The following is a 9,298-nucleotide window of genomic DNA, read 5'->3' as shown; positions in this document are numbered from 1 at the left end:
TTCAAAAGTCCCATGTGGATCACTCCGGAATCCCCCGCTGCAAGCTGCGTCGCGGGGAGGGTCACATGGGTCAATTCTCAATGGAAACTAAGTGCTCTCCCGGGTCAGTTCTGGGTGGAAATCAACACTCCTGGACGACAACATGTGGGATCTCGCAGTCGAGCTCGATATCCGAGATTGCCACCCCCGCAGCCTCAGCAAGTCGCATCCCGGTATCTGAGACAAAGGCCGCAAGCCAGCGAAGCTCATCATCGAAGCGCTTGCATTCGGCCTGGATAGTCCTGATGGCATCGACAGGGACCGGCTCTCGGTCTTCGACACCCGCGTTGCGGTCAAAGTAGACCTTCCCGAATGGATTGGTCACATCGATGCCAACCTCGCTCGTCGCGAAGTTTATCACTGACCTGACGGTCCCAAACACGCGCGTAATACTGCTTCCAGCCAGACCGCGCTTGATAAGGTCATCCCGAAATGCGTTCGCGTCGGCCTTTGTGTAATTCGTGATCGGTCGATCCCCACAGACATCGATCACATAACCGCACGACCGCTCTGCAGCTCGGTGGAAGGTAATTGGCCGGTCAACCCCTTTGAGGCGCAGGTAGATCCCCACAGCCTCCGACAGGGTGATCGCATCGACGGTTTGCTGTTGACCGTGAGACGGTACTGCTGGTCCCTGCTCGCTCTGCAAGCGACGCAACATGTGCTTCCCCGGCAGATCCACGTCCTGGATTCGCAGGTGGTACCAATACTCATCCAACTTCTGAGCGGCACGGACCGCTCTGGACGTCGCGACCGGAGCTGACCGCGTTCTCAGCGAATACGAGATTTTCGGCGACGTGTAGTGGTGCCTTAGGTCGCTCGGGATTCGCCGAACGAAGTAATAGACACCGTCCTTCGTGAACGAGTGAGGGACTGTTTTGTTCTCCGCCATGTACTACGCCCGCAGATTCTCCAGACAATGCTGAGGAATATCAATGGACTAGCGGGAGTGTTGGTGCCCGAGGCGAGATTCGAACTCGCACACCCGTTAGGGCGGAGGATTTTGAATCCCCTGCGTCTACCGTTCCGCCACTCGGGCACTGAGATGCGGCTTATCGCGGCAACGGCGGAGGGTCAACGGGGGATCGGAGGCTCTGCGCGCTTGACGCCTCAGCCGGGGTGGGGCACCAGAGGCGCGCATCTTCCGCCCATGCCCGGAGTTCCCATGCTGCGCTCGCTCTACGACTGGACCCTCTCGCTGGCGGCCCATCCGCGCGCGCTCTGGGCTCTGGCCATCGTCGCCTTCGTCGAAAGCTCGTTCTTCCCCATCCCCCCCGATGTGCTGATGATCCCGATGATCATCGCCGCGCCCCGCCGCGCCTTCCTGATCGCCTTTGTCGCCACTGTCTCGTCGGTGCTGGGCGGGCTTCTGGGCTATGCGATCGGCGCCCTGGCCTTCGACACGCTGGGCTTCCCGATCCTCGAAGCGCTCGGCAAGGGCGATGCGGTGCTGGAATTCAACGACCGCTTCAACGACCTCAGCTTCTGGCCGGTGTTGATCGCGGGGCTGACGCCCTTCCCCTACAAGGTGATCACCATCATGTCGGGCTGGACCGGGCTGCCGCTGTTGACCTTCGTCGTGACCTCGATTGTCGCGCGGGCGGGACGCTTCTTCCTCGTCGCGGCGCTGCTGCATTTCTTCGGCGCACCCATTCGTGACTTCATCGAGAAGCGGCTGGGCTTGATGACTGTGCTCTTCGTGGTACTCCTCGCCGGAGGTTTTTTCGCGGTGAGGTACCTGTGAAACGGGAATTTTCGCTGGCCACGCTGGCCGGCCTCGGATCGGGAGCGCTGCTCGCCGGGGCTCTGTTCTTCCAATACGGCATGGGCCTTGCGCCCTGCCAGCTGTGCATTGAGCAACGTTGGCCGCATCTGGCCGCCCTGCTCATCGGCATCTTGGTGTTCTTTGTGCCGAACCGCTTGCTGATGGCGCTTGGCGCGCTGGCGGCAGCAACGTCGGGCGGTTTGGGCATCTTCCACACAGGCGTCGAGCGCGGCTGGTGGGAAGGCCCGACGGCCTGCTCGGGCACTGCTGACATCTCGACCTTGAGCCCCTCGGCGGCGCTGGATGCCATCATGGCCGCGCCGGTCGTGCGGTGCACGGATGTCGCCTGGGAAATGCTCGGCCTGTCGATGGCCAGCTGGAACGCGATCTTCTCGTTCGCGCTGGCGGCCCTGTGGATCGTCGCGATGCGCCGCAAGGCCTGAGCGCCTACAGATCAAAGGAAACGGCCGCGCCTGTCACCGGGCGCGGCCGTTTTCGTTTAGCCGACCATCGGATCGGTATTCGCGACGATGGGCCGGGTCAGCACCGCGAGGCTTTGCTTCTGCTGGCCGTCCGCGTCGAAATTCGACGGATCGAGCCAGGTCTCGAACGCGACCTTCAGCGCCGGCCATTCGAAATCCATCGCCGCGTACCAGGCCGTGTCGCGGTTCGCGCCCTTGACCACGCCCGCCTGCCGGAAGACGCCCTCGAAGCTGAGGCCGAACCGCTGCGCCGCGCGGCGCGAGGGCAGGTTCGCGGCGTTGCATTTCCATTCGAAACGCCGGTAACCGGCCTCGAAGCTCCATTCCATTAGGCGGTAGACGGCCTCGGTCGCCTCGCGGGTGCGCTGCAGACGGGGGGAGAAGGTCAGCCAGCCGGCCTCGGCCGAGCCCGCGCGCGGGTCGATGCGCATCAAGGACAGCGTGCCGCCGAGTTGCCCATCCTCCATCCGGATCGCGTAATGGATCGGGTCCCAGCCCAGCCGCGCGCCATCGACCCAACCGAGATAGCCGCCCAGATCCTTGAACGGACCCGTGGGCAGGTAGTCCCACATCGTGCCGTCATCCTCGGCATAGGCCGCGAACAGCTCGGCGGCATGGTCGCGCGACAGGGGCTCGAGGGTGACATAGCGGCCCGCGATCACGGTGCGGGGCGGCAGTTGCGGCGGGGTCCAGTCGGACAGATCGGTCATGGCGCTCTCCTTCCGGCAGGGCCGGGGGTCAGAAACTGAAGCCGGGCGGGTAGTCGTGCAGACCGTCGATATCGGCCTTGCCGACCGCGACCCCGGCGGCGCGCATCAAGGCATAAGCCGTCGTCAGGTGAAACCAGAAATTCGGCAGGCCGAAGCGCAGGACAAAATCCGAGGCGTCAAGCTCCAGATCCGCGAAACCCGCGCGCTCCGTCACTTGGCGCTCGGCGGCACCGGCGAAGGCGCTCTCGGGCAAGTCCAGCGCGGCGCGGGCGGCGGCGATGCGGTCGTGCAGCTCGGTCAGGTCGTTCGAGGCCGAGGGTGGCACAGGCACTTCCAACCCGCAGAGCGGCATCGCCATGCGCAAAGCGAAATCGACGGCGCTGCGGACCTGCTGGGCGAAGGTGAACATGTCGGGCGCGAAACGGCTCGACAGCAGGGCCTGAACGCGCTCGGCGGGCAGCATCGCCACCCGCCCCAGCATGTCGTCCAACCGCATCAAGGCCCCGTCGAGCGACAGGACCGCCTCGTGCAGGAGGCGGTCCGCCGCAGAGAGGCTCGCGCTCATTCCTTCGGCAGCACGCGCAGGCGAAGCTCGCGCAGCTGTTCGTTGGTGGGCTCCGACGGCGCGTTCATCATCAGGTCTTCGGCGCGCTGGTTCATCGGGAACATGATGACCTCGCGGATGTTCGCGGTGTCCGCCAGCAGCATGACGATACGGTCGATACCGGCCGCGCAACCGCCGTGCGGCGGGGCGCCGTATTGGAACGCCTTGACCATGCCGCCGAAGCGCTTCTCGACTTCCGAATTCGGATAGCCGGCCAGTTCGAAGGCCTTGAACATGATCTCGGGCTTGTGGTTGCGGATACCACCCGAGATGAGCTCGTAGCCGTTGCAGGCGAGGTCATACTGATAGGCATGGACCTTCAGCGGGTCGCCCAGCAGCGCGTCCATACCACCCTGCGGCATCGAGAACGGGTTGTGCGAGAAGTCGATCTTGCCGGTTTCCGGGTCCTTCTCGTACATCGGGAAGTCGACGATCCAGGCGAAGCGGAAGCTGTCGGTCTCGGTGAGACCCAGCTCACGGCCGATCTCGTTGCGGGCGCGGCCAGCGACGGCCTCGAACTGCTCGGGCTTGCCGCCGAGGAAGAAGGCGGCATCGCCCTCGCCCAGACCCAGCTGGACGCGGATCGCCTCGGTGCGCTCCGGGCCGATGTTCTTGGCCAGCGGACCCGCGGCTTCCATCTCGCCGTTATCGGCCTTGCGCCAGAAGATATAGCCCATGCCGGGCAGGCCCTGCGACTGGGCGAAGCTGTTCATCCGGTCGCAGAACTTGCGCGAGCCGCCGGTCGGCGCGGGAATGGCGCGGATCTCGGTACCTTCGTTCTCCAAGAGTTTCGCGAAGATCGCGAAGCCCGAACCGGCGAAATGCTCCGACACGATCTGCATCTTGATCGGGTTGCGCAGGTCGGGCTTGTCCGAGCCGTACCACAGCATCGAATCCTTGTAGGCGATGCGCGGCCATTCGGTGTCGACCTTCTTGCCCTTGCCGAATTCCTCGAACAGGCCTTGAACCACCGGTTGCACGGCGTTGAAGACGTCTTCCTGCTCGACAAACGACATCTCGATATCGAGCTGGTAGAAATCGGTCGGCGAGCGGTCGGCGCGCGGGTCTTCGTCGCGGAAGCAGGGCGCGATCTGGAAGTAGCGGTCGAAGCCCGCGACCATGATCAGCTGCTTGAATTGCTGCGGCGCCTGCGGCAGCGCGTAGAACTTGCCCGGATGCAGGCGCGACGGCACGAGGAAGTCGCGCGCACCCTCGGGCGAGGAGGCGGTGATGATCGGCGTCTGGAATTCGTTGAAGCCCGCGTCCCACATGCGGTTGCGGATCGACCGCACCACGTTCGAGCGCAGCATCATGTTGTTGTGCAGCGTCTCACGGCGCAGGTCGAGGAAGCGGTAGGTGAGGCGCGTCTCCTCGGGGTAGTCGGGCTCGCCGAACACCGGCAGCGGCAGCTCGCCGGCTTCGCCCAGCACGGTGAGGCCGGTCGCGTAGACCTCGATCTCGCCGGTCGGGATCTTGGTGTTGATCAGGCTCTCGTCACGCGCCTTCACGCGGCCTTCGATCGAGATCACCCATTCCGAGCGGACCTTTTCCAGATCCTTGAAGGCCGGGCTGTCGCTGTCGGCCAGCACCTGCGTGATGCCGTAATGGTCGCGCAGGTCGATGAACAACACGCCGCCATGGTCGCGGACGCGGTGAACCCAGCCCGCCAGGCGGACGGTATCGCCGACATGCGCCTTGTTGAGATCGGCACAGGTATGGCTGCGATAGGCGTGCATCACGGGACTCCGGGATTCAGGGCAAAGGATCGGCTCGGAGAAACAGCGTCAGAGGCGGGAAGTCAAGCCCGGCGGGGGCCTGACGGGGCTTCGAGCGCGCGGCTCAGCGTTTCGGGCCGTCGCCCGCGCCGAAGAACACCCCGTCGTCGAGCACCTGCGCCACGGTCGAACGCTTCACCATCGGCTCGCGGTTCGCATAGGCATAGGTGAGCGACAGGTCGCACAGCTGATTGATCAGCCGGGGCACACCCTCGGTCGCGTCGTGGATCAGCTCGGCCGCCTGACGGCTGAAGATGTTGGGATTGCCCCCCGCCTGCCGGATCCGCGAGGCGATATAGCCCCCGGTCGAGGCCGGATCGAGGCGCGGCAGATGGTAGCTCGCCGCCACCCGCTGGGCGAATTGCACAAGGTCCGACTGACGCACCATGGCCCGCAGCTCGGGCTGGCCCACGAGGAGCAGTTGCAGCACCTCGTCGCGGCCCGCGTTGATATTGGTGAGCATCCGCAGGTCTTCAAGCGCATCGCGGTTGAGGTTCTGCGCCTCGTCAATGACCAGCAGGACGCGGTGGCCGCGACCGTGTTCCTCCAGCAGGAAATCCTGGATCACCGCGAAGATGTCGGCGCTGTCGGCCCCTGTGGGCACGGTCAGGCCCAGCGCGGCACAGACACGGCGCAGCACGTCGTTCACGCCCGGACGCGCGTTCGAGATCATGCCGATCGTCACGTCTTCGGTCAGGCTGTCGAGGAAATGGTGCAGGATCGTTGTCTTGCCCGCCCCGATCTCGCCGGTCAGCAGGGTGATCGGCGCGCGGGTGGACAGGCCGTAGTCCAGCATCGCATAGGCGCCGCGATGCTCGGGCGACCAGAACAGGAATTCGGGATCGGGTGCCAACGCGAAGGGTCTCTCGCGCAGCCCGAAGTGCTCAAGGTAATAGTTCAGCGCCTGTGCCATGCCCGTCCGGTTCTCGTTGCGCCCCTCCCCCGGCGTGGATCGGGGGCGTTCGGGTTGGGGATATAGGGCAACTTTGTCACCAATACCAAATTCATGCGGCGCTTTCGGGGCAGGGTTCGGGCACGACCCGTCCGCTGGCCCGCCGGCGCCTCCGGCCCTGTGATTCGCAATTTGCAACTTGCGGTTGCCACGGGCCGAAAGCATTCCCGCGACGGGCATGTATCCAGAATGCGCGCTAGTCGCCATGGCAACGCAGATTGTTGCCGTACACCCGCTAATCTTCGCATTTCGGAATGTTTTTCGCTCCGCGCGGCACAGGATGGGGAATAGTAGCCGTGTTGCCGTTTTGGAAACAATTCGTTTTCGGGTAAATTGCGGCAAACTCGCCTCAATTTGTTTTTTCTGTGCCGCAGAAACGGCTAAAAGAAGGGAGTGACTTCGGACGGCACCTGGGGGGGTGACCACCCGATCCTCGTAATGATCTTGGTGCTGCCATGACCCTGCACTACCGTGCCTTGCCGGACCTCACTGGGGTCGGCCACGGGCCTATGCCCGACCATAGTCTGCTGGAATTCAGCAGCGCCCCCAAAAGCTTGGACTTCCTGGCTTCGGGCAATGCCCCCTTTACCCTCACGACCCCTCATCTTCCGGTTCCGCTGTTCCACACCGCTCCGACTTGCCCTGAGACCCCGGGGCTCGGCGCCCTGAAATCGGACTACGCGCTGACCGGGAAACGGGTGCTCGACATCGTGCTTGCGTCGATCGCGCTCTTCCTTTCGGCGCCGGTTCTGCTGACGCTTGCCTTCCTGATGTGGATCGAAAGCGGCAACCCGTTCTACACGCAGGATCGCCTTGGCCGCGACGGTCGCCGCTTCCGCATGTACAAGCTGCGCTCCATGGTGCCGAACGCGGCCGAGACCCTCGCCGCGCATCTGGAGGCCGACCCGGCCCTGCGCGCGGAATGGGAGCTGACGCAGAAGCTGAAGAACGACCCGCGCATCACGCCGCTGGGTCGGCTGATCCGCAAGACCTCGATGGATGAGCTGCCGCAGATCGTGAACGTGCTGAAAGGCGACATGAGCCTCGTCGGCCCGCGTCCGATGCTGCCCGAGCAGATGAACCTCTACCCCCACCCGCGCGCCTATACCGGGCTGCGTCCGGGGATCACCGGCCTGTGGCAGGTCACCGCCCGCAACGAAGAGAGCTTCGCCCTGCGCGCGGTGATGGACCTGCGCTATGCCCAGCGGCTGTCCTTCTGGACGGATGTGAAGATCCTCGGGGCGACGGTCCGGGCGGTGCTGCGCGCCACCGGCTACTGAAGGACACACCGCACAGGGCCTGCCCCGGCGGCAGGTCGCGCGCCGCGGCGAAGGCATCTTGCCCTCGCGCGGCGCGCCTGCCATCCAAGACCGATGACCCAGAAGCTCCGCCCTCCCTCGACCCCGCGCCCGGCGCCCGTTCTGCTGGCCATCGCCGGCCTTTGCGGCCTCTTGGAGGTGGTCTTCACGCTGACCGATTCCCCGGCGCTGGATCTGGCCGAGGTCCGGCGCAGCGCCATCCTGTACGGTGCCTTCTGGCCCGGCCTGCTGGAGGGATGGGACAGCCTGTTCCCCGGACAGCGGGTGACGATGTTCTTCAGCTATGCCTTCCTGCATGGCGGCTTCCTGCACATGACCTTCAACATGCTGATCCTCATCGCCTTGGGACGGCAGGCGGTGGGTCGTCTGGGTCAGGCCGGGTTCCTGCTGGTCTACCTCCTGTGCGGCGTCGGTGCGGCGGTGGCGTTCTATGTCCTCAACGGCAGCGGCACGCCGATGCTGGGCGCCTCGGGCGCCGTGTTCGGGCTGTTCGGCACGCAGGTCTATTGGGACATTCAGGCCCGCCGGATGCTGCGCCTGCCGATCGACCAGCCGCTCAGACTGGTTGTCGGGCTGGTGGTGATGAACGTCCTGCTGTGGGTCGTCGTCGGCGGAATGCTCGCCTGGGAGGCACATCTGGGCGGTTTCGTCACCGGTGCGGTGCTGGCGCGGATCATCACGCCCACCCCGGGGCACCGTTACCGCAAGGGCATGCTGCGGCGTTGACAGAATCGCCATTCCGCCGTTGCATTCGCACTCGGAATAGGGCCTTACTGGCCAAATATGATCAAATGACGACGGAGTCCCCTTGACCGCCGCAACGACAGCCCCCGCTCCTGCCGCGACCGCCACCTCGACTGTGCCGGTCATCGAAATCCGCGGGTTGCACAAGGCCTATGGCTCGCTGGAGGTGCTCAAGGGCGTCGACGTCAAGGCGCTGCCGGGTCAGGTCATCTCACTGATCGGCTCGTCGGGATCAGGCAAATCCACCCTCCTGCGGTGCTGCAACCTGCTTGAGGAAAGCCAGCAGGGCGAGATCCTGTTCGAGGGCGAGAGCGTACGCTGGCGCGGCGAGGGTCTGGCCCGTCACCCGGCCGACCGCGCTCAGGTCGCGCGCATCCGCACCAACCTGTCGATGGTGTTCCAGAACTTCAACCTGTGGTCCCACATGACGATCCTGCAGAACGTCATGGAAGCGCCGGTCACGGTGCTGAAGCAGGACAAGGCCGTGGTTGAGAAGCGCGCCCGCGACCTGCTCGCCAAGGTCGGCATCGGCGACAAATGCGACGTCTACCCGGCCCAGATGTCGGGCGGCCAGCAGCAGCGCGCCGCCATCGCCCGCGCCCTCTGCATGGAGCCCCGCGCCCTGCTGTTCGACGAGCCGACCTCGGCCCTCGACCCTGAGCTGGAGCAAGAGGTCGTGCGCGTCATCAAGGCGCTGGCCGATGAGGGCCGCACCATGATCATCGTCACCCATGACATGCGCCTTGCCGCCGATGTCTCGGATCATGTCATCTTCCTGCACCAGGGTCGGATCGAGGAAGAAGGCGATCCCCAAACCCTGTTCGGCGCGCCCAAATCGGCGCGACTGAAGCAGTTCCTCAGCGCCACCCAACCGGCCTGAGGCAATCAAAAACCACCAAGTCCAACAG

Annotated in this window: 10 protein-coding genes and 1 tRNA gene; 5 read left to right on the top strand and 6 right to left on the bottom strand. The window is 64.8% G+C overall.

The annotated features are described in order from the left end of the window. Positions 1-121 precede the first annotated feature (121 nt). Both BCY78_RS22580 and BCY78_RS22575 read right to left on the bottom strand, forming a co-directional pair. Positions 122-931, bottom strand: a complete 810-nt coding sequence (locus tag BCY78_RS22580) for a DUF6538 domain-containing protein (protein ID WP_199523193.1) — start codon at positions 929-931, stop codon at positions 122-124. A 61-nt stretch (positions 932-992) separates the two neighbouring features. Then, positions 993-1,078: transfer RNA gene (locus tag BCY78_RS22575), tRNA-Leu, on the bottom strand. 126 nt (positions 1,079-1,204) lie between these two features. Between BCY78_RS22575 and BCY78_RS22570 the strand changes: the two genes are divergently transcribed. Together BCY78_RS22570 and BCY78_RS22565 are read left to right on the top strand one after the other, a co-directional pair. Beyond that, positions 1,205-1,783: a YqaA family protein gene (locus BCY78_RS22570; RefSeq protein ID WP_068306348.1), complete on the top strand. Its 579-nt coding sequence runs from the start codon at positions 1,205-1,207 to the stop codon at positions 1,781-1,783. Then, positions 1,780-2,247, top strand: a complete 468-nt coding sequence (locus tag BCY78_RS22565) for a disulfide bond formation protein B (RefSeq protein ID WP_068306346.1) — start codon at positions 1,780-1,782, stop codon at positions 2,245-2,247. Before BCY78_RS22570 ends, BCY78_RS22565 begins: the two co-directional genes overlap by 4 nt. 56 nt (positions 2,248-2,303) lie before the next feature. Here BCY78_RS22565 and BCY78_RS22560 read toward each other — a convergent pair whose 3' ends face one another. The 4 genes from BCY78_RS22560 to BCY78_RS22545 form a co-directional block, all read right to left on the bottom strand. Continuing rightward, positions 2,304-2,996, bottom strand: a complete 693-nt coding sequence (locus tag BCY78_RS22560) for a GNAT family N-acetyltransferase (RefSeq protein WP_068306344.1) — start codon at positions 2,994-2,996, stop codon at positions 2,304-2,306. 28 nt (positions 2,997-3,024) lie between these two features. Beyond that, complete coding sequence (locus BCY78_RS22555) at positions 3,025-3,561, bottom strand: DUF1993 domain-containing protein (protein ID WP_083195249.1); 537 nt, start codon at positions 3,559-3,561, stop codon at positions 3,025-3,027. Then, positions 3,558-5,336, bottom strand: a complete 1,779-nt coding sequence (gene aspS / locus BCY78_RS22550; protein WP_068306341.1) for an aspartate--tRNA ligase — start codon at positions 5,334-5,336, stop codon at positions 3,558-3,560. Before aspS ends, BCY78_RS22555 begins: the two co-directional genes overlap by 4 nt. Before the next feature lie 103 nt (positions 5,337-5,439). Beyond that, positions 5,440-6,288, bottom strand: coding sequence for an ExeA family protein (locus BCY78_RS22545; protein WP_068306339.1), 849 nt, complete (start codon positions 6,286-6,288; stop codon positions 5,440-5,442). Positions 6,289-6,836: 548 nt separating this feature from the next. On the opposite strand from BCY78_RS22545, the gene BCY78_RS22540 reads away from it, so the two are divergent. The 3 genes from BCY78_RS22540 to BCY78_RS22530 all read left to right on the top strand — a co-directional run bounded on the left by BCY78_RS22540 (position 6,837) and on the right by BCY78_RS22530 (position 9,270). Next, complete coding sequence (locus BCY78_RS22540; RefSeq protein ID WP_068306336.1) at positions 6,837-7,607, top strand: sugar transferase; 771 nt, start codon at positions 6,837-6,839, stop codon at positions 7,605-7,607. A gap of 93 nt (positions 7,608-7,700) precedes the next feature. After that, positions 7,701-8,372, top strand: a complete 672-nt coding sequence (locus tag BCY78_RS22535) for a rhomboid family intramembrane serine protease (protein WP_068306332.1) — start codon at positions 7,701-7,703, stop codon at positions 8,370-8,372. An 82-nt stretch (positions 8,373-8,454) separates the two neighbouring features. Beyond that, positions 8,455-9,270 (top strand): ABC transporter ATP-binding protein, encoded by an 816-nt coding sequence (locus BCY78_RS22530; protein ID WP_068306331.1) that lies wholly within the window; start codon positions 8,455-8,457, stop codon positions 9,268-9,270. Positions 9,271-9,298: the final 28 nt, after the last annotated feature.

The sequence above is a fragment of the Pararhodobacter sp. CCB-MM2 genome (assembly GCF_001691415.1).
Lineage (GTDB): Bacteria > Pseudomonadota > Alphaproteobacteria > Rhodobacterales > Rhodobacteraceae > Pararhodobacter.
Note: the sequence above shows the minus strand (reverse complement) of the source record. Positions and strands in the feature narration are given on the sequence as shown.